Below are 23,457 nucleotides of genomic sequence, written 5' to 3' on the forward strand. Positions count from 1 at the left end.
AGGACTACCAACGACTAAAACAAAAAGAAAGCTACCGTAACCAAATAGAGTGGATCGCAAATAGAGAGTTATCTAAAGTAAACTACACTATTCAAACTGATGCAATAAGAAATTATTTGATTACTCCAACATTAAGCAAAAAAATAGCTTATACTTATGCAACTGAAGCTGATTTGATAAATATAGCTTTATTTGGTATGACCGCTAAGGAATATAAAGAACAATTCCCTGAAACAGAAGGAAACCTTAGAGATAATGCAACTATTGAACAGTTAGCAATCTTAAACAACCTTCAATCCCACAATGCTCAAATGATTGAAGAAAGGGTACCGCATAATGAACGTATAATAAAATTAAACAGATTAGCTATACGTCAGCAAGAAATTTACTTAATAACAATCCAAAAGCACTTGAAACACTTCAATCATTCGGAATCAGAACGAAATAAATAAAACACCTCACTTATAGTGACCCCAAAAACATACAGCCACATACTCGATAAAATAAATGGAAAAGAAAATATTTAGCGCTAAAGGCGATCTATCGTTTGGCAGACAGTGCAAAATGGTGCAAAAACTTTTGACTTTCTATTCCTTTCTTATACTTTCTAAAAATAGTAAAAAGCGCTACAAAAGGCTATGGTTAGCCAATTATAACGCTTCGTGATTTTTTATATTTCATTCTTTTCCTTGCTCTGAATGCCGACTATAGGACTTGAACCTACGACCTATTCATTACGAATGAATTGCTCTACCAACTGAGCTAAGTCGGCCTAATAACGATAGGTCTCATTATACGCCTTAGGGCTAGATTTGCAAGGGTAAAAAGAAAAGGCCAGCCCACCTCATGGGCTAGCCGTCATTTAATTATTAAGCATTCTTCTTAAAGAGCTTCGGATTGGTACGGTAGATCAAGACTACCACAACGGCAGTCGCTGCGGCTGTTAAGAGCGCACTTGCACCATTCATCACGAAGGAGAAGAAGAGAGGCGACCAACCTTCAGGTGCGTATTCGCCCCAGTAGATCACGCCGGCAATAAAGTGCCAGAAGAAGCGGGCGAAGGTCCCGATCAAGGCCGCTAGCACAATATTCTTAGTGGCATTGTCCGGCTCAGTATGGAACTTCTCAGCCATTACCCCGGCAAACCCACCGAAGAAGAAGGCCACCACATATTCAATAAAGACTTGAATCGGGCCCAAGAAGTAAACGTCACCTAGAACAAAGTGAAGTAATCCCCAGATGAAGGCTGAGAATAAGCCCCACTTGGTGCCTGCCTTCAAGCAGAAGATCGTCAGTGGAATCATTCCCAAAGAAATGGTTAAGGAAGACCCGATCGTTGTCGGTAAGAGTGATAAGACCATGGCAACCGCCGCGAAGATGGCTGCTTGAACCATTAATAAGACCTGTTTATTATTTCCCATAAAAAAACTCCCTACTTTCTCGTAAAGTAAAGAGCAAATGGGCAGACGAATCCCCTCAAGTAATTCCTGCGCACGGACTAACGTTATCAGGTTCTAGGGTCAGGATCTTATCCACTCTCAGCCGTCAGGCTCCCCTTTACTTCACATGTTATTAATTTATGTAATAAGTCTACCATAAAGTGGACCTTAAGTAAATCTCATCGCGCCATGCTATAATAGGATCAATAAAGACCGCAGTAAGGAGTGCCTTATGACTCACCACAAAGTAATTCTTGACCTAGACCCTGGCATTGATGATAGTCTGGCCCTGATCCTGGCCGTCATGGCGACTCCCTTTGAAATCTTGGGTGTCTCCATTGTATCAGGCAATGTCGACAGTGACCAAGGAGCACGCAATGCGACCTATGTCTTGGACTTTTTGAACCAGCATCAAATTCCCATCATTAAAGGAGCGGACCGGCCGCTTGTCATCCCCTATCAAGACGCCCGCGACACGCATGGCCAAGATGGGTTGAGTAATCAGATCTTCGCATCCGAAGATCGCTCTTGCGACCAAGATGTCCTATCTTTCTATCGATCAGCTGTCGACCACTTCCCACAATCAATTAGCCTCCTCGCCCTCGGCCCCTTAACCAACCTCGCCCAGGTGGCTCAAGCAGACCCCGGTCTCTTAAGCCGCTTCAAGGAAATCCGGATCATGGGCGGCGTCCACACGGTTCAAGGCAACTGTTCCCCGGTCGGCGAGTATAATTTCTGGTGTGATCCCCATGCGGCCCAGCTTTTCTTCGACCAAGCGGACCTGCCTCCGACTTATCTCTATACCCTCGATGTCACCTATTCGATTCTGATGACACCCAACCTCCGCGAATATATCCACCAGTTGCGCCGACCACTGGCTCAATTCGTCTGGACCATCACCCAGTTCTATGTCGACTTTCACTGGCAGGCTGAGCGCACCCTTGGCTGCGTCATTAATGACCCGCTGGTGGTGGCAGACCTCTTGGAGCCTATGGTGACTTTTAAGCCCGCCCATGTAACCATTCAGACCCAAGGGGACTGTCGGGGCCAATCCTGTGTAACCTACCAGCCATAAGGTCCCATCCAGGTCTCCCAAACAGTTGACTCCCGCCACTTCTTTACCCACTTCCTGCAGATCCTCTTCCAACTGGATCCGGAAGTCATCGCCCATGACCTCGATTACTATCAGCTCCTCAAATAAATAAAAAAATACTTGGCGAATCGTCCTTCAAATTCACCAAGTGTGTAATTATTTAGTAAGATCTACGCGTTGGCTGACTAAATAGAGGATCACTCCACCTAGAGCCAAACTAATCGCTTCAATGACCACCATCTGGAGATAGATCACCCAAAAAGCACCCCAACCAGCGCCTAAAACGACAACTAAGATGGCAATAGTGAACATTGAGATGGAGAAAAGCGTTCCAATAATGAGATACTTTAGGATCATGGGATCCAGCTTCAAATGGCTGAATAAGTGCTTCTCATCAATCAACCATTCAGCTAATAATTTACCTAGAAAGAGAAAGACTAGGCTGGATAAGGAGCCGACAATCATATCACTGACTCCATAGGCAAAGTAATTGACGACGAAGACGCCCAAGGTAATCCCATAGATGTGGCGCTTATTATAGAGGGCTAGGAAGTTAAGTCCTTCACTGATTCGTAAGCCGATCCCAAAGGATAAAGGGGCTAGGATCATGGTCAGGACAATATAAGCAGCCGCCACCAGGCCGACCATCGTCAAGTCGTAAGTCGCTATTTTTTGTTTCATGTTCATTCTCCTTTATAGGGGAAACCCCCTACTCAATAACTATGACCAAAGGACTTTATAGGGTGGCTTCATCCACCGAAGAATCATAGTGCTGGTTTCCAGCAAGGAGCATTATAACACAAAAGGACCCTCTACCAAAGACTTATTGCATAAACTTCCTGTATTTATCCTTGGCTCTCCGTTTTGAGTGGCGGACGGTGTCAGGGGATAAGCCCGTTAAATCCGCAATCTCTTTATTGGTCAATTGTAGATGGTAGGCATAGTCGACCACGAGCCGTTCCTTGGCACTCAGTGTGGCCTGATAAGCCTCAAACTTCTCCTGCAAAAGAAATTGGGTCTCGGGCGAATCATACCACTGGTAGCTCTTGCCAAAGGTCGACTGGTGCAAATTCTCATGCATATCGCACTGACTCAGCAAGTCATAGTCCTTATTGAGAGTAATCTTGGGCCCTTGATGGCGGTGACTCTGCCTGAGTAAGTTAACCATAAAATTATGCAGGGCTCTGGCAAAGTAGGGTGCAAAATATTGACCAATTTGAAGGGGGTATTTCTGGGCGCAGATATACAAAAAGAGGGTCTCTTCCTGCAATAAATCTTCGCGATTATAGCCATTGATCCGGTAGTGATTGGCATATTTATGTAACAAATAATGAAAGCGACTCACTAAGACCAGAAAGACCCGCTCATTTGACTGGTCCTGCTGTAAGATTTCAATCAATTCTTCATTGGTATTTTCCTGATAGCACAACAATCCCTCACTCCTTTTTATGATGGAGGAAGTGTCTCAATTCACTCAGCAACTGAAGCTGGTCCAATTTCCATGGGCTATGTCGGCGCATCCGCTGGGAATAATAATCGGCTACCTCACGTGCAACCTGGTCCTTGGTCTCATTAATCTGCATCAAGAGCTCATTGGCCGATAGGCGCAAGGCGCCACGTTGAAAGATGAGCCACTGCTCGGCTTGATCGCTCGTTGCTACAATGACTCGATTCAAAGGCGAGATCCATTGACTCACTTCTCTTTCAATATAAGCATCAGCGGTCTCCTTCTCTTGGGTAAAGACCACCTCTACTTGATACTGACTGTAACTCTTGGTTATTCCTGGCACAAATTGCGCATCAAAGACAACGATGATCATCAAGTCTTTTCGTTTGCGATAAGTTGATAACTCAAATAACAACTGATCGCGTGCCTGAGCTAGTTCATCCGCTCGTTGCAGTTTGGCTAGTTCTGGCCAGGCACCGATCATGTTATAACCATCCACAAACAAAATTTCCTGACGCTTGTACTTCATCCGACCCGCCTACTTTCCAATCCGATGACGGGCCACTTCATACATCAAAACCGCCGCTGCCACGGAGGCATTCAGGCTCTGGACATGACCGACCATGGGGATGGTGACCGTTCCATCCGCTGATTGCGCAACCAGAGGCGAAACGCCTTGACCTTCATTCCCGATAATCAAGGCGATCGGCCCGTGACTCTGCCATTCACGCATATCTTCGCCGTCCATAGCCGTCGTAAAGACCCAAATCCCTCTTTCTTTGAGCTGGCTGATCGTCTGAGAGAGGTTCGTTACTCGGATCACAGGAACATGTTCTACCGCCCCTGTCGACGTCTTGGCGACCACACCGGTCAGACTGGCTGAACGCCGTTTAGGCAGAATGACCCCGTGGACACCTACAGCATCAGCTGTCCTCAAAATTGAACCCAAATTATGGGGATCTTCAATCCCATCCAGGATTAATAAGAAAGGATCCTCTTCTCTTGCTTGGGCTAAATCAAAAGCTTCCTCTAACGTTGAATACTCAAAAGGCGGCACCGAGAGTACAACGCCCTGATGGTTCCCCTGGTTGGATAATTCATCTAACTTTGCCTTGGGAACTTCTTGGTAAACGACACCATTCTCTTGAGCTAATTTTAGTATACGAGCTACTTGGTCATTTACAATATTTTTTTGTATGAATAATCGATTACTTTGATTTTTATGTTTTAAATGGTTGCTAACAGTATGTTTACCATAAATGTATTCAGATTCGGATTGACTATAAAGATGGGAGGCCCCTGATTTTGACTTGGGGCTTGAAGGATGGTTGGATCGATGACGTTTAGATCGCTCATTCATGAAATCACTCCTCTTCTTGGTCCAGGTCCTCAATCGCGTGTTGGATGAGGGTCTGGGCACGCTGGTCTTGGCCGGTCAGAGCCAGCCAGCCGATTAAGGCCTCAAAGCCGGTTGCTTGGCGGTAGTCTCCAATACTGGCATTCTTGGCCTTGGTATTTGCCTTATGGTTGCGGCCTCTTTTGTAGATTTGAATCTCTTCTGATGTGAGGAGGCCGTCCTCTTGTAACCAAGCCCGCATCACCTGCGCTTGCTTGATGGCTGATACATAATGGATGGCGGCTCGGTGCAATTGATTCGCCTGGGTCTTGCCTGCATGGATCACATGTTGGCGAACCGCCAATTCATAGACGGCATCCCCGACATAAGCCAAGGCAGCTCCATTTAGGAGTTGAATCTCTTGGTTGTTACGTGAAGGCTGTTGCATTACGAACCTCGCTTCCAAGTCGTTCCTTGGGGGGTATCATCGAGTAAGATGTTTTGCGCCTTCAATTGGTCACGAATCGCATCCGCCCGCTTGAAGTCTTTGGCTTGACGGGCCGCTTGGCGCTCATCAATCAGCGCTTGAATGGTTGCATCAAGGTCTTCCACAACCGTCAAATCTAAGCCTAGAATCATCAATAAGGCTTCTAGCTGACCTTGAAAGCCTCTCACCTGATCTGAATTTATGACAGGCAGGTCTAGGTAGCGATGGATCATCTTGACCATCTCGAAGAGGGCCGATAAGGCATTGGCTACATTAAAGTCATCATCCATAGCCGCTTCAAAGGCGCGCACTTGTTGGTCCACTTGGTCTTGAACCACCTCACTCGCTACTTGCTGGTCTCCGCCCGGATGGTCAATCCGGTAAGCCATTCGTCGTAGGACTTCTCTTAACCTTTCAACCGTTGCCTGGGCATCCTCCAGACTTTGGCGGTCATACCGCAAGGGACGGCGATAATGCACACTGGTAAGTAGATAGCGGACCACCATCGGATCCTGGTCCTTTAACAGGTCGCGCAATAGGACAAAGTTGTTCAAAGACTTGGACATCTTCTCATCGTCTTGGCCAATCGTCACAAAGCCATTATGTAACCAATAATGAGCAAAGGGGTGGTCATGGTCTGCATGCGCTTCGGATTGAGCAATCTCATTCTCGTGGTGGGGGAATTGTAAGTCAAAGCCACCTCCATGAATATCCAGGCTCTCTCCTAAGAACTTGGTGGCCATCACTGAGCATTCAATATGCCAACCTGGACGCCCATGTCCCCAAGGCGAAGGCCAAGCAATTTCTCCTTCCTTCGCCTGCTTCCACAGGGCAAAGTCCAGCGGCTGTTCCTTGCGTTGTCGCTCTTCATCGCGGACTCGTTCACTCGCCCCTTGACGCAAGTCAGCAATTGATTGGTCCGATAATTGCCCATAATGGTCGAATCGGTCTGTACGGTAATAAACATCGCCTTGGCTCTCATAGGCATAACCCTTATCAATTAAGACCTGAATGAAGTCGATAATTTCTGGGATATTCTCCATCACCCGGGGATGAAGAGTCGCTTCTTTGACATTAATTTGCTGGGTATCTTCCTTGAAGGCCGCAATATACTTATCAGCCAAATCCTTGGGCGTTAGCCCCTCCTCTTGACTGGCTTTGATAATCTTATCGTCAACATCTGTGAAGTTGGATACATAGACCACTTCATAACCTTTATATTCTAAATAGCGACGAATCGTGTCAAAGGCCACTGCTGAGCGCGCATTGCCGATATGGATGTAGTTATAAACCGTTGGCCCACAAACGTAGAAAGTCACCTTGCCTTCCTCTTGGGGGGTGAAGACTTCTTTCTGTCTTGTCAGTGTATTATATACTTGAATGGTCATCCGTCTTTCTAAGCTCCTCTCTTTGCTTTTGTCCATTATACCATTTAACCTCCCTTCTGTTCGACTAAAGCTTTTTATGAGCTTTTAATTCTTATAACTGGTATATTGGAAGTGTCAATTGTTGCCTATTGATCTTGATAATAAGGAGGAACGCTTACATGTCCCAAGCCACCCATTGGTCCCACCCAGCCTTACCCTCTCTTGATCAACCTTTGACCCGATTTTCCATAACGTGCCATGACTTTGCGGTCCATTCACTCGCATGTCATGGCCTTTTAATTTTCCCGGCCGGCAAACCCTTAAGAAGTCAGCCACTGATCACCCACCTCATCCGCGGTTTCCCGCCGGAGGTGATCCAAATGGCACCTACCCCCTAAGAATAGACTGCATTCAACCAAGCAATGACTGGTAAATAAAAAGCCCCTGGTTTTCCCAGGGGTTTTCTTCATTGTCATTCATTGGTTGGCTTAAGAGAAGATCATGTCCACTAGATCAATGGATTCGATATTCCCAAAGTATTTCTTTAAGTCCACGCCGTCAAAGACTTCTTTTACAGCATGGCGTTCAAACTTAACGCCCTTCAATGCCTCTTCAACGTCTTGAATCTCTCCAAGTCCAAAGAAGTCACCGAAGATCGTCACATTCTCGATTGTTCCTTGCTTGATCGCAAACCGCATATCAATGAAGCCGATTGGGAATTTCTTAGCCGCCTTAATATCGAATTCGGGGGATTGGCCGTAGTTCCAATCCCAGTTGCCAAAACGTTCTTCCCGGATTTGGTAGACTTTCTCCCAGTCTTCTGGCGTTAGATGGTATTCCTTCACGTCTTCACGCTTGTCCACTCCAAAGATCTCTAAAAGGATCTTATCACGGAATTCTTCGGTTGAAAGGTCCTTATATTGGTCATCAACATAGGGTTTAATGTTCGTCACACGCGAGCGGATGGACTTAATCCCCTTACCTTCAATCTTCGCCTTATTTGGCTTCAAAGCATTCGTCACTTCATCGAGGTCTGCATCAAACAGGATCGTACCATGAGCCGTCATACGGCCGTTCTTAGCATACATGGCATTTCCAGAGAATTTCTTCCCTTCAATCAGAAGGTCGTTGCGGCCTTCTAAGACTGCCTCCTTAGCTCCCATCTTATGAAGGGCAGAGACAACAGGCTTGGTAAAGGACATAAAGTCGCGGAAAGACCCATCATCATCCTTAATGAAACAGAATGAGAAATTGCCGAGGTCATGATAAACCGCGCCACCACCAGACATCCGACGGACAACCGTAATGCCGTGTTCATCGACATAAGATTGGTTAATCTCTTCGAAAGTGTTCTGGTTACGTCCAACAATAATTGAAGGCTTATTAATATAGAAGAGCAAGATCGGCTCATCGACTAACCGATTCTCGACTAAATAAGTCTCAAGTGCAATGTTCACACTCGCATCATAGTTATTCTCATTATCAACGAAATACATAATAAGCTCCTTTCAAATGACGACATTCTGACCCTATTATGGCACTCTTCCCCCTAAATCTCAAGCAAAAATCCGCTTTCTTAAGCCTTATGTCACAGGTAGAGATCGTTCAGTGACACAGGTCAAAATATTTATTATGTTCTTTATCATTTAATCATGAGAATAAAGAAGCAGACAAAAAGAAGGTTCCATTCGTTCGATAGTCCTAGCTATTCCATTTAAACCCGATTATTTTTTAGACTATCTAATAAATAATGGAAGTCCTTTGATCGGCTTCGACACGCTTACTGCCCCTTTTAGATAACAGTTAAATATAAGATAGCATCCACTGAAGTGGATCATTTTTCGCATAGCGAGAAAAAACAGGTCCTACCGATTATTTATCACAGGTAAGCGGAAGGCCCACATAGCTTGCAATGCCTTACGGTTCACCGCTTAGGCATTGCCTAGTGGGACTAGCCCTGAAAAGCTCCGCTTTGAAAGGCGGTCCCCTGTAATGAATAATCGGTAGGACTGTTTTTAAGTCGTAAAATTATCAAATTTTACGTTAATGTGACTGCCAATTGACCGCAAAAATCCGCTCTCTTAAGCCTTTAAGGCCAAGTGAGCGGATTAAGTGTATCATTCAAGTTCTTAGATTTGATCCAGCACCTGATCAATATGGTTCAGAGCCTTCTCCTTACCCAGTAAGGCAATCAAATTCGGTAATTCTGGACCATGCATAGACCCTGAAACCGCAATTCGAATCGGCATAAAGAGAGACTTCCCTTTAATACCAGTCTCTTTTTGAATCACCTTTGTCAAAGGTTTGATCGTTTCAGCGACAAAGTCTTGGTCACTCAAGACCTCTAATTGTTGGCGCATAGCCTTAATCACAGTTGGAGCAGTCTCACTGGCAAGAATTTCCTTGCAAGCTTCATCTAGGGTCAAGCTTTCCTTAAAGAAGATATCGGAAGCCTCAACGATCTGAGCACCATATGAGATCTCATCATGGTAGATGCTGACTAATTGACGCACCCATTCCATTTCTTGACTGTCCGGTTCTTGACTCACCCGCCCTGCTTCTTGCAGGTGGGGCAAGGCTAAGTCCACAACGGTATCCAAGTCGGCTTGCTTCATATAGGTGTTATTGATCCATTCTAACTTCTTCTTATCGAAGGAAGCAGGGGAAGTGGATAACCGGTCTGGATCAAATTGTTCAATCAGTTCTTGGCGTGAGAAAATCTCTTCTTCTCCCTTGGGTGACCAACCTAAAAGGGCAATAAAGTTAAACATGGCTTCTGGTAGGTAACCTAACCGGCGATATTGCTCAATAAATTGCAGAATGCCTCCATCACGCTTAGAGAGCTTCTTATTGGTCTGCGAATTAATGATCAAGGTCATATGGCCGAAACGGGGGTATTCCCAACCGAAGGCATCATAGATCATCATTTGCTTAGGGGTATTAGCAATGTGGTCATCCCCTCTTAAGACATGGGTGATCGCCATGTAATGGTCATCGACGGTCACCGCAAAGTTATAAGTCGGCATGCCGTCGCGCTTCATGATCACCCAGTCACCTGAGATATTCTTTGATTCAAAGGTCACTGGCCCCTTCACCAAGTCATCAAATTGATAGGTCACATTCTGCGGTACCCGGAAACGCACGACGGGTTGGCGTCCCTCGGCTTGAAAAGCCGCCTCTTCTTCAGGCGTGAGATGGGCGTGCTGTCCGCCATAATGTGGCATTTCACCGCGCGCCTTCTGTCCTTCGCGCTCGGCTTCCAATTCTTCTTCCGTCATATAGCAGCGATAAGCCAAGTCCCGCTCAATTAAGTCATCCACCAAGGGTTGATAAATATGCAGACGTTCGGATTGACGATAGGGACCATATTCACCAGGGTTGACCGCTGATTCATCCCAATCCATGCCTAACCATGCAAGATTGTCTAATTGACTCTGTTCGCCATGGGCAATGTTACGCTTGGTATCGGTATCCTCCGTCCGAATGATGAAGTCGCCGCCTTGTGAACGAGCAAATAAATAGTTAAATAATGCTGTTCGCGCATTGCCGATGTGTAATTCACCAGTTGGACTAGGGGCGTAACGCACCCGGATTTTGTCACTCATTTCCATTACTCCTTTAATTCGATATACGTACCTATTGTAACGGTTCGAAGGCAGGGATTCAAACCCCCTTAACCATTAATCTTGGCAAAAATCATCCGACCAGCCGCTGTCTGCAAGGAGGACGTCACCGTGACATTCAACCATTCATTGATATGGTCTGCCCCCTCTTCCACCACCACCATGGTGCCATCCGATAGATAAGCCACTCCCTGGCGACGCTCAGTCCCACTTTTGAGAATCTGCACCCGCATCTCTTCTCCTGGAATGAGTTCTGGCTTCAAGGCATTGGCCAACTCATTAATATTCAAGACGGGCACATTTTGAAATTGGCTGACCTTGTTGAGATTATAATCGGTGGTAATCAAGACGGCAGATAGGTCCTTGGCTAATTGGACTAACTTAGCATCTACTTCCTGAATGGCCTCATAATCTCCCTCATAGAATTCAACCGGACATAAGCCGTCCTTCTGCAAGGCATTCAAAATATCCAGCCCCCGCCGGCCCTTGTTTCTTTTGAGGGAATCAGCCGAATCAGCAATATGCTGTAGCTCTGCGAGAACAAATTTGGGTACCATCAGCGTCCCTTCAATAAAGCCGGTCCGAACAACTTCCGCTATCCGTCCATCAATAATCGCACTGGTATCGAGAATCTTATAAGTGGGGCCTTGACTGGTGGCTACCGGATGGGTGGGACTTATTTCTTTAGGGTGAGCCTTAAGAGGGCGTTGCCCACCTCGGTTGAAGAAGTTCAAGAATTCCTCGCTGCGATTTAACATCAAACGATAACCAATCACCCCGCCTAGTAAGGAGAAGATAATCGGTAAGATTGAAGAAGCCACCGGAATAAAGCCAAAAGGCAAAGAAAGAAAATATCCCAACAAGAGCCCAGTAAAAGCCCCGATAAAGCCCATCACCAGGTGGGCGGTCGGTAAGGCTTCTAAGTGGTCAATAATCCGGGCAATTAAACGCTCGATCCAAGGAGCCAGCAGGCTACCCAATAAAATAAAAATAATGCCAGCCGCGATACTATTAACCAACGGATTCATAAATAAAGACTGCCGGATCCCCAAAGTCTGCCAAAGCAGAGGCCCCAAGGTAAACCCAAGACTCAGGCCTACAATCAGGGCGATTGCCATAATTACTTTTCGTGTCATCATTTCACCTCCTTACTTGGGAAAGACTAAATAAATCGCCTGCTTGATGGTCTTGACAGGAATGACCTCAATGGCCAGGTCTAATTGACTAAGCGCTTGGTAATTATTGTACGGAATGTAGACCCGTTTGAAGCCTAACTTATCCGCTTCTTTAATCCGGTCTTCAATCTGGGTCACCCGGCGAATCTCACCCGTTAAGCCGATCTCCCCAATAAAGACATCCTCAACTCTCACTTCACGATTCCAATAGCTAGAAGCGATGCTGACAGCAATCGCCAGGTCAATCGCGGGTTCATCTAACCGTACTCCACCCGTGGTCTTGAAGAAGGCATCTTGGTTCTGGACTAAGAGGCCACAATGCTTCTCCATCACAGCCAGAAGCAGGGCCACCCGTTGATAGTCGATACCAGAAGCTGTCCGCTTGGCATTTCCATAAACTGTCGGCGTCATGAGTGACTGGACTTCGGCTAGAATCGTTCGTGTCCCCTCTAGGGCAGCCACAACAGTTGAGCCTGTCGCGCCACTGAGCCGCTCTTCTAGGAAGAGTTGCGAAGGGTTGCGCACTTCCTTCAGTCCCACGTCCAACATCTCGAAGACACCAATCTCATTGGTCGAACCAAACCGGTTCTTGACCGCTCTAAGAATCCGAAACCGATTATGCTGCTCCCCTTCAAAGTAAAGTACGGTATCTACCATATGTTCGAGCATTCGCGGACCAGCAATACTGCCTTCCTTGGTCACATGTCCGACAACAAAGACTGCTATCTGATTATCCTTGGCAATTCGCATCAAGACATTTGTGGCAGCTCTTAACTGTGAGACCGCCCCCGCTGCGCCTTGGTTGTCTGGTACCGTCATCGTCTGAATGGAGTCAATAATGACAATATCTGGCTCAATCTGGCTAATTTCTTGATGAATCACGGCCAGGTCTGTCTCCGCCAGCAGATAAAAATCTTGGCCATCCAAGGCCAAGCGCTCAGCCCGTAATTTGATTTGAGAGAGACTTTCTTCCCCTGAAACATAGAGGACTTTTTGTCCTAAATTAGCCAGTTGGACCGAGACTTGTAACAAGAGGGTTGACTTTCCAATCCCTGGGTCCCCACCGATTAAGACGAGGGATCCGGCAACGACCCCACCGCCTAAGACCCGGTCAAACTCAGCAAATTGAGTCGCCACCCGCTGCTCAATTTGACTGGGAATCTCATCCAAGCGATAAGCCTTGGCTTCCCCAGTCTTCTGGCTTGGCTTAAAGGCCATGGTCGGTGAGGAGGACCTGAATTCAGCCGGTTGTTCTTCCATCTGATTCCATGCGCCACAGTTGGGACATTTCCCCAGCCACTTCGGCGATTCATAACCACAAGCTAAGCATTCATACATCACTTTTGCCTTAGCCATGGCTACAAACTCCTCTCAAGTGGGTCTCGGTCAGAAGAGCCAAACCCACCGCGTCGGGGCGTCACCCGCGCCTGGTCGCCATCCACTAAGAGATATTGGGTGAAGATGCCTTGGGCGATCCGCTCACCCTTGTGGATGGTCCGATCCTTGAGTCCATAATTGATGAGTTGCACATAAATATGGCCTTCGTTATTCGGATTGTCATAATAATCGGCATCAATGATTCCAATCCCATTAGGAAGCGTTGTTTGATGCTTGTATGAACCAGAAGAACGATTGACAATCTTTAAGTATTCATTCTCTTGCATATAGGCCTTCAAGCCCGTAGGGACCAAAGTGGCCTGCCAGAGCGCACCGAGATCGCCCTCATTGTCACTTTCACCTGTTAAAGTCCCCTTCAATACATGGAAGTAATGACGGATCGTTCTCTTCCAGAAGCTCGGCAAAATGACGGTCTCAGCCGCTTCTAAGTCATAACCGGCTGAATGGGGTGTCTGCCGTTGGGGCAGGCGAATGGCTTGGTCTTGATAGGCTTGAATTACTTGAAAGCCACGTAAGGAGTCTTGGGTCATTCCTTTGCTCACCTTCTCTAATCGCGTAATTTTTATTTGACTAAGATCCATATTCTGAACTTGCTATAATCGCTTTCATTCTACTCCATTTTAGCCAGGAGTTCAAAGAAACTTGCCCAATCTCTTGCGCTTATTTTGCTGGGCAGCAGTCTTGATGGATCCAGACCGATACAGATCCTGGGCTCACTGGAAATTGGCCCTTGCCCGCGTCATCTAATTGGACCTGACCCTCGTGATTGCCTAAATAGTCGACGAAGATTTTACCAGCATTTAACGCTCCCATGGACATTTCCTTATAACCCGCATCGCCATTAGTTAAAACGACCGCGATCCCCTCTGGATGGTCATCGTTCCCTAAGCGGGTCCAGCCGATCGTATTTCCATGATCAAAATAATCCACCTGGTCGCCATAAGCATGGTGTAAGCGTAAGTATAAGAGGGGATCAATTTGATCTTGGAAGGCGGTCGGATGCCCCCCTTCACCTTGGCCATAATAGTCCCCATAGAAGAGGGTCGGCAGACCCCCTTGTCTCAAAAGAATCAGGGCATAGGCCAAAGGAATAAACCAATCATCGACCTGACTTTCCAGCGACTGATTCGCTTGGGTGTCATGATTATTGACAAAGGTAACGGCCATCATCGGATGGTCTTCTACCAAGGATCCTTGGAAAATCTGCCGCATATCATACTGGTTGCCTCCATGACTGGCTTGATAAAAGTTCATATGCAAGGCCACGTCAAAAAGATCCAATTGATAATCCAGTTGGCCCAGATAATGACGGGTATCGTGGTAGTCTGGATTCCAATACTCCCCAAAAATATAAAAATTCTCCCCTTTTTTGGCTTGAATTTCACCAATCAATCCTTTCATGAAGCTGGCATCAATATGCTTGATCGCATCTAAGCGAAAGCCCTCAAAGCCCGTCTCCTCCAAAAACCAATGAATCCACTTCTTGGTCTGGTCGACCACTTCCGGATGCCGATAATCAATGTCAGCAAACATCAAATAATCATAGTTGCCATATTCAGCTGCCACCGTCTCATTGTTGGCCCAACCCTTCTGGTCACCTAAGATCATATAAATCCCCATCTCATCATGGCTGGCATCATAGTCAATGCCTGAGAAGTGATACCAGTGCCATTCAAAGTCATCGTATTGTTGCTGGCGGTTGGGGAAGGAAAAGTAGGTCCAAGCTTCAATCTCATAAGGTTCGGACAGAGGTTGGTTCCGCTGGTTAGGGTCCATCTTCAAGACCCGGAACCGCTCCTTACCATCCGCATTGGCCTTATGGTTCAAGACCAGATCGGCAATTGGCCGGATCCCGACAGCTTTTAAAGCTTGAATGGCTTGGAGGAGGCTGGCCTTGTCCCCATATTTTGTACGAACCGCACCATTCTGGTCAAATTCACCCAAGTCCCACAAGTCATAAATCCCATATCCCACATCATCGGTTGAAGTCGCCTTGGTCACGGGTGGAAACCACACGTTATCCACCCCGATCTGGCTTAAATGTTCTGCATCCTCAATTAAACGCTGCCAATGTTGGCCATCATTCGGTAGATACCATTCAAAATATTGCATCAATAAAGGGTTCTTCTCCATGGTCTTTCTCCTTTGTATTGCTTCCTATATTTAAGCACAAATTAAGGGCGGTGACAAAAGTCTCACCCTCGTTTAACGATTATTTTTACAGGAGGTCTTTTCCCTTAAGCTGGCTAAAATAAAAAAGAACAAACCGCCCCCTGTATCCGCCCCACCCGCAAAAGGTCAAAATAAGGGGGGCAGCCACCCCTTTTCTTACCTAGAGTCGTGGCTCTCACTTATACAGTTAGTGCGTTTCGTTCTTTTGAATCATTTAGCGTCTTATGACAAGGCTATCCAGCTTAGATTGAGGTGAAATACTTCTCAAATTCCCATTCTGTAACCCGCTTTTGGTAAGATGAGAATTCCATCCGCTTACTGGTGATAAAATTAGAAGCAATATGATCGCCTAAAGCATTTAAGACTGTCTCATCCTCTCGTAAGGCTTGTAAGGCTTCACGTAAGGACCCTGGTAAATCTTGGATCCCTGCAGCAATTCGTTCCTCGTGAGACATGGTATAAATATTCCGGTCAATGGCTTGCGGCGGTTCAATCTGGTCACGGATCCCTTCCAGACCCGCTTCCAATAAAACAGCGAGCGCCAAATAAGGGTTGGCAGATGGGTCGACACTCCGCACCTCGATCCGCGTTGATTGATCCCTAGCAGAAGGAATCCGAATCAAAGGTGAGCGATTCTGGCTGGACCAGGCAATATAGACCGGCGCCTCATAACCAGGGACAAGCCGCTTATAGGAATTAACCGTTGGATTGCAAATGGCTGTTAAGGCACTGGCATGCTGTAAAATACCGCCAATAAAGTAACGGGCGACTTGCGATAGGCCATCACTGGCTGATGGATCATAGAAGGCATTCCCCGCTTCATTGAATAAGGAAAGGTTACAGTGCATACCAGAACCCGCCACCCCGTAAACGGGCTTGGGCATAAAGGTCGCATGTAAATGATGGCGGCGCGCCACTGATTTAACAATCAGCTTGAAGGTTTGAATAGCATCACACGCCTCTACCGCATTTAGATATTTCCAATCAATTTCATGTTGACCAGGCGCTGTCTCATGGTGACTGGCTTCAATCTCAAACCCATGATCCTCCAACTCCAAGACAATATCGCGCCGGCAATTCTCTGCTAAGTCGGTCGGCGCTAAATCAAAGTAACCACCATTATCATAGAGGGTCTTAGTGGCTTCACCTTCCTGGTTCAACTTAAATAGAAAGAATTCAGGTTCCGGTCCCAAGTTAAAGTGGGTAAAGCCCATGTCATACATCTTCTGCATGACCCGCTTCAGATTCGTCCGCGGATCCCCAGCAAAGGGCTGACGGTGGGACAATTCAATATCACAGATCAAGCGGGCAATCTTGGCATCGGCTTCCGTCTCCTTCCAATCAAAAACCAACCAGGTCGATAAGTCAGGAACCAAGTACATATCACTTTCTTCAATACGCACAAAGCCGTCAATCGATGAGCCATCAAACATCATCTTATTATCCATTGCCTTCTTCAATTGCGACTGGGGAATTTCAACATTCTTAATTACCCCGTTAATATCCGTAAAGATCAAGCGAATAAAGCGAACATTCTGTTCTTTAGCATCTGCTAAAATAGCCTCACGGGTCCACTCTGTCATTCAATTTCCTTCTTTCCAATTAGCTAATAGTCGTGCATGAAGCGATTTTGCGCTTCCATCTCATCACGTAAAATCCGCCGAACATCCGCATCCGTCAGCGAAGGTTGACCCTTAGGGGACTCCTTTTGCCGGTCAAAGTAATGCTGAATGCCTCTAAGAGTCATTCCCTCCTCCAAGAGGTCTTGGATATCCAAGATCCGGTCAACATCATTTAAAGAATAAAGACGCCGATTGGTCTGGCTCCGCTTGGGTTGGATCAATTGATAGTCTTCAAAATAGCGAATCTGGCGCGCTGTTAATCCCGTCAATTCCATCACGGTTCCGATGGGAAAGACAGCTAAAGACTTGCGAAAGGCCTTGGCAGTCATTGTCTTCACTCCTTAATGGGTCCAATTATAAAAAAATATTTGATAAAAGCAAAAATAATCTTACATCTTATGTAACATTATATTACATAAAAAACACGATTTAAAAGTAAAGAAACAAGAATTAAATGAGCTTGATACAGTATTTTTTTTTAAATTATGCTATTATGGTAACGTATTTTTTCTAGCCACTGGCTAGTTTAGGAGGAGCTTTATGCGCGATAAGCAACCATTCTCTCAGCGATTACCGCTCATCTTCTCATTATTGATGGTGGTAGGTTCCGTCCTCATGATCCACTATTTAGGTCATTTGACTGAAAAAGACAATACGATTCTTTCACAATATCGTCCGAATCAAAGCGTGTCTGAACCAAGAGAACCCTTACCAGAAAAGCCTATCCCAGAAGAGACCACGACAACCCAAGAGGAAATTGTCAACTTTAACCAACTGCTTGCTAGTCTTAAAGACCAAAACCCATCCAAAGAGCAACTCTTAGCCAAAGTTCAAACCATCCTCAAGGCAGACTACCAAGGGGATCTGGCAACCGCTCAAGACGATATCCTTTCAGCGATTGACCAACAAGGACTCGATGCCACACAATTGGGTGAATATTTTATCCCAGACCATCCTGCCCAAGTTACAGGTTCCGCAGATTCTCAGATGGATGTCCCCTTATACTTACAAAAGTCCAGCCAATATGGGCCGCTCGCCTATGGTTCAAATGGGTCTCAGACCCTAGCTGAGAATGGCTGTGCCATCGTCTCGCTCGCCATGATCGACTCCTATATTAAGGGCAGTAAGATCGAACCGACGGATGTGCTCGAATGGGCTGGCCAAACCTATTACAATCATAACCAAGGGACCTCTTGGCAGATCTTCTACGATTATGCCTTGGACCATGACCTCTTATATGAGAATTTTGGTAACCGTTTTGACCAAGCCATGCAAGCTGTCCAAGAAGGTCGAGTGGTGATTGCATCCGTCCAACCAGGTTTCTTTACCGAAGTGGGGCATATCTTGGTCATCCGGGGTTATGAGAATGGCAAGGTCTATGTGAATGATCCCAATGATGACCCCCAAAAGATGCACAGTATTCAACCCATTGATGAAGCCATCTTCTATCGAGAAGGCTTAAATTACTGGGCCTACCAATAAAGTCAAAGTTACATGTTTAACTTTGACTATTTTTTTCATGATGGCAAGCGTCCAAGGAGGAATGAAATGAATGATGATCAAGCCTATCAATTAGCCAGTAGAGGGGCCCATCTCGGCATGATCCTCTACTTATTGCTTGCGATCAGTAAACTAACCGTAGGCACCCTCTACCAAGCAGGTTCGGTTCAAGCGGACGGCCTCAATAACTTCTCCGATATCATCGCTTCTCTGGCTGTCTTCCTGGGCCTAAAATTAGCCAACCGCCCAGCTGACTACAACCACCCCTTTGGCCATGAGAAGTATGAAACCCTGTCTAGCTTTATTGTCTCCATCCTCATGATTCTCATCGGTCTACGAGTCAGCTCAACCAGCATTCAAGCGATCATTCATCCGAATCCGGCAACTTTCTCCCCCCTCATTCTCGTCGTGACCTTTACTTCTGTTATCTTGCTCTATCTTGGTCAAGCCTATCTCAAGCAACTCGCCAACAAGACCCAGTCGATTGGTCTCAAAGCCACTTCCCGCGATATGCGAAATGACCTCTTAATTTCTGCAGCTACCATCCTCGGAACCCTGGCCAGCCGACTAGGTTATCCTCGTATGGATGGCATCATTTCCCTCCTCGTCGGTCTCATCATCCTCTACAGTGCCTACCAGATCCTGTCTGAAGCCACCTTCACCCTATCTGATGGCTTTGATCCAGACCTCTTAGCCAGCTACAGGCAATCGATTCTCAACCATCCTAAGGTGGCCGACATCCCCGCTATTCGCGCCCGGACCAGTACCCACCATATTTTCTTAGATGTCACCATTGCTTTAGACCCCCAGATGTCCGTCGAGAACTCCCATATCGTAACGGAAGAGGTCGAATATATTCTTGCCATGAAGCACCACCTTCAAGATGTGGACATCCACGTTGAACCTTACCACGGTTCCAGCAAAAATAGCGATCCTGCTAACTAGGTCGATTGCTATCAATCTCATCACTTTACAGACACAAAAAAACAGCACTCGTCAGGTGCTGTCTTTTAATTTATTAGAGAAAATCTTCCAAGTGTCTAGGCCTGAAGGACCACTGCATCTCCTTGGCCGCCACCAATACAAAGGGTTGCCAGGCCATATTTGGCTTGACGACGCTTCATCTCATGGACTAAGGTCACAATAATTCGGGCGCCACTACAGCCAATTGGATGACCTAAGGCAATCGCGCCTCCATTTACATTTACCTTCCCAGGGTCTAGGCCTAACTCATTTTGAACATAAAGTGCCTGACAAGCAAAGGCCTCATTCGCTTCAATTAAATCGATGTCCGCGAGGGCTAAGCCGGCACGCTCAACCGCTAACCGACTCGCAGGAATCGGTCCAATTCCCATGATGGCTGGATCCACACCGACTTGTGCACTGGCTGCAATCTGAGCCAGGATGGGGAGGTTTAAGGCCTCTGCCCGTTCACGAGTCATGAGGACCAGAGCAGCTGCGCCATCATTCAGTGGAGAGGCATTAGCTGGTGTCACCGTCCCATCCTGTTTAAAGACCGGCTTCAACCGGCTTATTTGTTCAAGGGTTTGGTTGTGGCGGATAGATTCATCTTGGTCAAAGACAAGGGCTTCACCTTTGCCAGTATCCAGGCGAATCGGAATAATCTCATCAGCAAATTGACCCTCAGCCTGGGCTCTGGCTGCCTTATTATGGCTGTTAACAGCATATAGATCTTGGTCTTGGCGTGAAATATGGTAGCGTTCAGCGATATTCTCGGCAGTCATCCCCATATGATAGGACCCAAAGGCATCCATCAGGCCATCGGCTAACAAGCCGTCCACTAGAGTGCGATCGCCCAGCTTCGACCCCCAACGGTGGTCCTTGGCCAAATACGGTACATTGCTCATGCTTTCACTTCCCCCGACGAGAACGACCTCATTCAGACCCGCAAGAATCGATTGATAGCCTAACATCAAGGCCTTCATGCCGGACCCACAGACCTGATTGATTGTTGTTGCAGGAACCCGCTGGGGGATACCAGACTGGATGGCAATTTGGCGGGCCATATTCTGACCCAAGCCTGCCGAATAGACATTACCAAAAATCACTTCATCGATATGTTCTGGATTAATTTGATCCCGTTCAAGGCCCTTTACAACAAGTTGACTTGCCAAATCAACTGCCGATAAATCTTTCAAGCTACCTCCAAATTTCCCGATAGCAGTCCGAAAGCCAGCCACAATGACCACTTCATTTTTCTTCATTTATTCCTCCTAAAATCCGTCAAAAAAATACGGCAAGAACCATAGACAGACGGGTTATTCCTTAAAAGCATGCTTAAGCCAGGACTTATTTGGAATCCAATCTTCTCTTCCTCTCACAAAGGGGGAATGAGCCAATTGTAAGGCCTGCTGGTTAACAAGATTTAGCAATTGCCGATGCTTCTGTTCGGTCACCAGCATTAATTGTTGCTGCTGGTCCAGTAATTGGTGTAAATCAGCAATTTGCTGGTTCTTGGTATTTAACTCATCTAACAACATTTGTCTTTCTTCTTCATCCTGCCGCCACTTGTCCTGCAATTGGTCGCGAACAGCCTCTTGGATATAATCCAAAACCGCCGCCTCATTTCGCAAGAAGGAAGCCTGTCCTTCAAGATCATGTTGGCTCCCATGAGTGGATTCAGCCTCTGCTTGGAAATTTTTAGAGGGAGCTTTGTCACCGTCGTTTGTCTCTTTGTCGTTTGTCTCTTTGTCTGTTTGTTTTTTGTCATGACGAGCACCCTTGACCAGTTTATCATTTGATCGATTTGTCATTTTGTCAGATCTTTGATCTTTTGACTCTTTGATTGGAACTGAGGATTTTGACACTTTCTCTTGATCGCCCCCCACTTGTCGGTGAAGGGCTTTGTCAGACGCTATCCTTTGGCTGGCCTTTGTTTGAGAAGGAGCCGCTTCAGAACTTGGGTCTTCATGGGGCATTTCCCTCTTTTGTTTGGCGAGACTTTCATTCTGTAAAACCAAAGCAATCTGTTTGGCTAGCTCGGGGTCATAGGTAAATTCAGGTCGCTCCCATTCGATATCGGGTCCTTCTTCCTCTTCATAGCCCGAATAATCCAGGTCTTCCTCTTCCCCAGCTTCTTCCTTGGCTAAAGTATCGGTCATAAAGGACATCAAAAACTCTTGTTGGTCGGGAGTGAAGACCAACTTATTCTCTTCATTGTAGACCTTGTCCTGAGCAGGGATCTTTTTGGCATGATAGTAGATCAGTTGGCGGGTCACTTCTAATTTATCGGCAAATTGTTGAGCCGTCAGTTCTTTTGACATAGTATCCTCCCCAAGTGTATCGGTAAGGCCTATTTTAACTTAGACTGTCAAATCTTTCAAGTTAAATGACAAATGTTTGAATGTCAAATGTCAAAAGAACCTTTTGACACCTAAGGTGTAAAAGGTTCTTTTTGAAAGGAAAGACTGGAAAACTTATTATATTCCTTCTTAAATAATAATTTGACTGTATCTCGTGCACCAGACCGGTTCTTGGCGACGATGACTTCAACTGTATTGTCAGGAAGATCATCAACAGGCTCTTCCTCACCATCCTCCTGCCGGTGGTAGTCTTCTCGGTAGAGGAAGGCGACAATATCCGCATCCTGTTCAATGGATCCTGATTCCCGGATATCACTCAAGATTGGCCGCTTGTTGTTCCGTTGCTCTAAGCCCCGTGATAATTGTGAGAGGGCCATGACAGGCACTTTCAGTTCCTTGGCCAACTTCTTTAGTTGACGAGAAATCTCAGATACTTCTTGTTGGCGGTTTTCACGTCCGTTTCCTTCAATGAGTTGTAAATAGTCGATCACGATTAAGCCTAAGTCTGGATGCTCCTGCTTGAGGCGGCGGCACTTGGCACGAATTTCGGATACCCGGATCCCTGCCGAGTCGTCAATGAAGATGGGGGCGTCCTTCAAGATATCGGTTGCCACCGTAAAGCTCTTCCACTCATCGTCGCTTAACTGACCCGTTCGCAGGTTGGAAGCATTAATATTCCCTTCGGCACAGATCATCCGATTCACCAAGTCAATGGCTCCCATCTCCAAGGAGAAAATCACAACTGGTGTCTTCGCCTTAGTCGCTGCATTTTGAGCAATATTTAAGGCAAAGGCTGATTTGCCGACCGCTGGTCGAGCTGCCAGAATAATCAGTTGGTCACTTTGGAAGCCGGAAGTCAGCCGGTCTAGGTCAATATACCCAGTCGGGAGACCTGTAATCTCTCTTTTTTCCTCCGATAACTTTACCAGTTTATCAAAGGCTTCAATAATTAACTTACGCATTTCTTGTGGCCGGTTATTTTGCGACCCTTCGCCAATCGACAAGATCAATCGCTCACTCTGATCGACAATATCCTCAACCGCTGCGCCTTCTTCATAGGCAGACTTGGAAATTTGGTTGGCGGCATTGATTAACTGGCGAAGAATCGACTTCTCGCGGATGATCTGGGCATACTGTTCAATATTGGCAGTGGTTGGTGTATAACTGGCCAAATCAACAATTGCTTCAGCCCCTCCTACATTCTCCAACTGATCATAGGCATCAAGTTGGTTAATCAACATTAAGGTGTCTAGGGTGCCATTGCGATCGTAGATTCTTTCCATGGCCGCATAGATTTGTTGATGACTTACCTTGTAGAAATCTTCTTCTTTAATAAGGGGCTGGATGCTGGCAAGTTTAATTGGGTCCAGCAATAGACCGCCCAGAACGGATTTTTCAGCTTCAAGATTTTGCGGTGCAGTCACTTGTTGAAATTGTGAACTTTCCATTTTTCACCCTAATTTCTTGCTTGATTT

The 23,457-nt window shown here is 46.3% G+C and carries 22 protein-coding genes, 1 tRNA gene and 1 riboswitch; of the genes, 4 read left to right on the top strand and 19 right to left on the bottom strand.

From position 1 onward, the window contains the following. Positions 1-116 precede the first annotated feature (116 nt). Complete coding sequence (locus tag HMPREF9708_RS03325) at positions 117-452, top strand: hypothetical protein (RefSeq protein ID WP_050814290.1); 336 nt, start codon at positions 117-119, stop codon at positions 450-452. A gap of 247 nt (positions 453-699) precedes the next feature. On the opposite strand, the gene HMPREF9708_RS03330 is transcribed toward HMPREF9708_RS03325, so the two are convergent. Next, positions 700-772, bottom strand: a tRNA-Thr gene (locus HMPREF9708_RS03330). A gap of 97 nt (positions 773-869) precedes the next feature. After that, a complete protein-coding gene (gene thiT / locus HMPREF9708_RS03335) occupies positions 870-1,421 on the bottom strand; it encodes an energy-coupled thiamine transporter ThiT (RefSeq protein WP_006308683.1) in 552 nt (183 codons plus the stop codon). Between the two features lie 46 nt (positions 1,422-1,467). After that, positions 1,468-1,567: riboswitch (TPP riboswitch) on the bottom strand. 104 nt (positions 1,568-1,671) lie between these two features. Here thiT and HMPREF9708_RS03340 point away from each other — a divergent pair. Next, on the top strand, positions 1,672-2,514 hold the full coding sequence (locus HMPREF9708_RS03340) for a nucleoside hydrolase (protein WP_006308684.1): 843 nt from the start codon (positions 1,672-1,674) through the stop codon (positions 2,512-2,514). Between the two features lie 174 nt (positions 2,515-2,688). Here HMPREF9708_RS03340 and HMPREF9708_RS03345 read toward each other — a convergent pair whose 3' ends face one another. From HMPREF9708_RS03345 to HMPREF9708_RS03415, 14 genes are all read right to left on the bottom strand, one after another. Next, a complete protein-coding gene (locus HMPREF9708_RS03345) occupies positions 2,689-3,213 on the bottom strand; it encodes a QueT transporter family protein (protein WP_006308685.1) in 525 nt (174 codons plus the stop codon). A 142-nt stretch (positions 3,214-3,355) separates the two neighbouring features. Then, positions 3,356-3,964 carry an RNA polymerase sigma factor gene (locus HMPREF9708_RS03350; protein ID WP_040447752.1) on the bottom strand — a complete coding sequence of 203 codons (609 nt, stop codon included), beginning with the start codon at positions 3,962-3,964 and terminating at the stop codon, positions 3,356-3,358. A gap of 4 nt (positions 3,965-3,968) precedes the next feature. Next, positions 3,969-4,508 (bottom strand): YacP-like NYN domain-containing protein, encoded by a 540-nt coding sequence (locus tag HMPREF9708_RS03355; protein WP_006308687.1) that lies wholly within the window; start codon positions 4,506-4,508, stop codon positions 3,969-3,971. A 9-nt stretch (positions 4,509-4,517) separates the two neighbouring features. Beyond that, positions 4,518-5,339: a 23S rRNA (guanosine(2251)-2'-O)-methyltransferase RlmB gene (rlmB, locus tag HMPREF9708_RS03360; protein ID WP_006308688.1), complete on the bottom strand. Its 822-nt coding sequence runs from the start codon at positions 5,337-5,339 to the stop codon at positions 4,518-4,520. Positions 5,340-5,343: 4 nt separating this feature from the next. Beyond that, entirely contained in the window at positions 5,344-5,763 is a 420-nt protein-coding gene (locus HMPREF9708_RS03365; RefSeq protein ID WP_006308689.1) for a Mini-ribonuclease 3, read from the bottom strand. Further along, positions 5,763-7,190: a cysteine--tRNA ligase gene (gene cysS, locus HMPREF9708_RS03370; RefSeq protein ID WP_040448052.1), complete on the bottom strand. Its 1,428-nt coding sequence runs from the start codon at positions 7,188-7,190 to the stop codon at positions 5,763-5,765. Before cysS ends, HMPREF9708_RS03365 begins: the two co-directional genes overlap by 1 nt. Before the next feature lie 467 nt (positions 7,191-7,657). Beyond that, entirely contained in the window at positions 7,658-8,665 is a 1,008-nt protein-coding gene (locus HMPREF9708_RS03380) for a lipoate--protein ligase (protein ID WP_006308692.1), read from the bottom strand. A gap of 633 nt (positions 8,666-9,298) precedes the next feature. Next, entirely contained in the window at positions 9,299-10,774 is a 1,476-nt protein-coding gene (gltX, locus tag HMPREF9708_RS03385; protein ID WP_006308693.1) for a glutamate--tRNA ligase, read from the bottom strand. 68 nt (positions 10,775-10,842) lie between these two features. Further along, entirely contained in the window at positions 10,843-11,928 is a 1,086-nt protein-coding gene (locus HMPREF9708_RS03390; RefSeq protein ID WP_006308694.1) for a PIN/TRAM domain-containing protein, read from the bottom strand. A 12-nt stretch (positions 11,929-11,940) separates the two neighbouring features. Then, positions 11,941-13,323: a DNA repair protein RadA gene (gene radA, locus HMPREF9708_RS03395; protein ID WP_006308695.1), complete on the bottom strand. Its 1,383-nt coding sequence runs from the start codon at positions 13,321-13,323 to the stop codon at positions 11,941-11,943. A gap of 2 nt (positions 13,324-13,325) precedes the next feature. Beyond that, on the bottom strand, positions 13,326-13,895 hold the full coding sequence (locus HMPREF9708_RS03400; RefSeq protein WP_006308696.1) for a dCTP deaminase/dUTPase family protein: 570 nt from the start codon (positions 13,893-13,895) through the stop codon (positions 13,326-13,328). Between the two features lie 130 nt (positions 13,896-14,025). Then, a complete protein-coding gene (locus HMPREF9708_RS03405) occupies positions 14,026-15,498 on the bottom strand; it encodes an alpha-amylase (RefSeq protein WP_006308697.1) in 1,473 nt (490 codons plus the stop codon). Between the two features lie 281 nt (positions 15,499-15,779). Beyond that, positions 15,780-17,120, bottom strand: a complete 1,341-nt coding sequence (glnA, locus tag HMPREF9708_RS03410) for a type I glutamate--ammonia ligase (RefSeq protein WP_006308698.1) — start codon at positions 17,118-17,120, stop codon at positions 15,780-15,782. Positions 17,121-17,143: 23 nt separating this feature from the next. Further along, entirely contained in the window at positions 17,144-17,488 is a 345-nt protein-coding gene (locus HMPREF9708_RS03415) for a MerR family transcriptional regulator (RefSeq protein WP_006308699.1), read from the bottom strand. A gap of 211 nt (positions 17,489-17,699) precedes the next feature. Here HMPREF9708_RS03415 and HMPREF9708_RS07890 point away from each other — a divergent pair, with 211 nt between their 5' ends. Together HMPREF9708_RS07890 and HMPREF9708_RS03425 are read left to right on the top strand one after the other, a co-directional pair. Next, positions 17,700-18,641, top strand: a complete 942-nt coding sequence (locus HMPREF9708_RS07890; protein WP_006308700.1) for a C39 family peptidase — start codon at positions 17,700-17,702, stop codon at positions 18,639-18,641. Between the two features lie 66 nt (positions 18,642-18,707). Then, positions 18,708-19,604 (top strand): cation diffusion facilitator family transporter, encoded by an 897-nt coding sequence (locus HMPREF9708_RS03425; protein ID WP_006308701.1) that lies wholly within the window; start codon positions 18,708-18,710, stop codon positions 19,602-19,604. A 95-nt stretch (positions 19,605-19,699) separates the two neighbouring features. Here the strand turns inward: HMPREF9708_RS03425 and HMPREF9708_RS03430 are convergent, their stop codons facing one another. The 3 genes from HMPREF9708_RS03430 to dnaB form a co-directional block, all read right to left on the bottom strand. Beyond that, on the bottom strand, positions 19,700-20,884 hold the full coding sequence (locus HMPREF9708_RS03430; protein ID WP_006308702.1) for an acetyl-CoA C-acetyltransferase: 1,185 nt from the start codon (positions 20,882-20,884) through the stop codon (positions 19,700-19,702). A 54-nt stretch (positions 20,885-20,938) separates the two neighbouring features. Next, positions 20,939-21,943: a hypothetical protein gene (locus tag HMPREF9708_RS03435; RefSeq protein WP_006308703.1), complete on the bottom strand. Its 1,005-nt coding sequence runs from the start codon at positions 21,941-21,943 to the stop codon at positions 20,939-20,941. 110 nt (positions 21,944-22,053) lie between these two features. Further along, a complete protein-coding gene (gene dnaB / locus HMPREF9708_RS03440) occupies positions 22,054-23,430 on the bottom strand; it encodes a replicative DNA helicase (protein WP_006308704.1) in 1,377 nt (458 codons plus the stop codon). Positions 23,431-23,457 lie beyond the last annotated feature (27 nt).

Origin of the sequence: Facklamia languida CCUG 37842 (assembly GCF_000245795.1) — a bacterium.
Taxonomy (GTDB): domain Bacteria; phylum Bacillota; class Bacilli; order Lactobacillales; family Aerococcaceae; genus Facklamia; species Facklamia languida.